Source organism: Methylosinus sp. Ce-a6, from assembly GCF_009811655.1.
Lineage (GTDB): Bacteria > Pseudomonadota > Alphaproteobacteria > Rhizobiales > Beijerinckiaceae > Methylosinus.
The window spans coordinates 1-1,198 of the sequence record NZ_BGJX01000087.1 but is presented as its reverse complement, the minus strand read 5'-3'; the positions used below and the strand labels follow the sequence as shown (position 1 = coordinate 1,198).

Below are 1,198 nucleotides of genomic sequence, written 5' to 3'. Positions count from 1 at the left end.
CAGGGGAATCGGGTGAAGGATTTCAGGCGGCGACGAGACTTGCGAGGAAGTCGTCGTCCCAGGCGGCGGTCATGCGCTTGAGGCGCTGGGAGTCTCTGCCCGGGGCCTTGCGGATGAGATTATTGGCCATGTGCTTGAGCGTGGTGAAGTTGGCTGGAGCGTTTTCGGTTCGCACGCGGCATTCGTCGTCGCGGAAGACCATGTCCATGACCCAGTGCAGGCTGTTCTCGATCGCCCAATGATCGCGGATCATCGGGCCGACCAGATCGGCGGCGAGCGTCAGCGAGGTGATGTAGAATCGCGTTTCCTTCGTGCTCTCGCCATTGATCTCGCGCCGGCTCTCGACCATGACGACGCCCTCGAGCCCCGGCCAGTCGTGTCGCTCTTTCAGCCAATCGATTTGATGGAACGCCGTATAACGCCGCGTTTCGATGCGGCCGTGCTCGCCGTCGAGCGTCTCGTGGCGGCTGACCGTCGAATCCACGAAACCATTGGCTTTCTGCTCGGCGGCGAACAGCTTCACATCTTCGTGGAGCGTTCCCTGATTGCCTTTGAGCGCGATGATGTAATCGGCCTTCTTGTCCTTGATCTTCTTGGCGATGGCGCGTTGGCAGCCCATGGCGTCGATGGTCACGACGGCGCCTTCGATGGCCATCATGTCCAAGAGCGCGGGAATGGCGACGATCTCGTTGGATTTTTCCGCGACGGCGATCTGCCCCATGACGAGCCGCTGCCTGGCGGCGAAGGCCGAGACCATGTGGATCGGCTCCTTCGCGCCCTTCTTCTGATAGGAGCGGCGCGAGGTTTTGCCGTCGATGGCGATGACCTCGGCCGGCGTCTTGGTCAAAGCCGAGACCCAGGCGACGAAGCAGCGCTGGAACGCCTGCGCGTCGAGCGTGGCGAAAATGTCGCCGAGATGGTCGTGCGCCGGCGTGCCGTTTTCGAAGGGCCGGAAGCGACGCAACAGGTCGAGCTTCTTCTCGCCGAAACGCGCGATATCGGTGAACGCCTCCGCCCCGGCCAGCACGGCGAGCAGGCACAAGAGCAAGATCTCGTCGAGCGGATAGACGACCTTCCCGGCCTGCCGGCGATCCGGCATATCTTTGAAATAGAATAGAAAAGCCGTCGTCTCGGCCAGAGCCTCGAAGTCGCGTCCGCTCGCGTCCATCGCAATCCCCCAAAGATCGAATCAGAGGAT

Annotated in this window: 1 protein-coding gene; it reads right to left on the bottom strand. The window is 61.9% G+C overall.

What is annotated here, in order from left to right; all coding sequences use genetic code 11:
• Nucleotides 1-22 precede the first annotated feature (22 nt).
• A complete protein-coding gene (locus Mspo_RS19420; RefSeq protein ID WP_244613562.1) occupies nt 23-1,168 on the bottom strand; it encodes an ISAs1 family transposase in 1,146 nt (381 codons plus the stop codon).
• Nucleotides 1,169-1,198 lie beyond the last annotated feature (30 nt).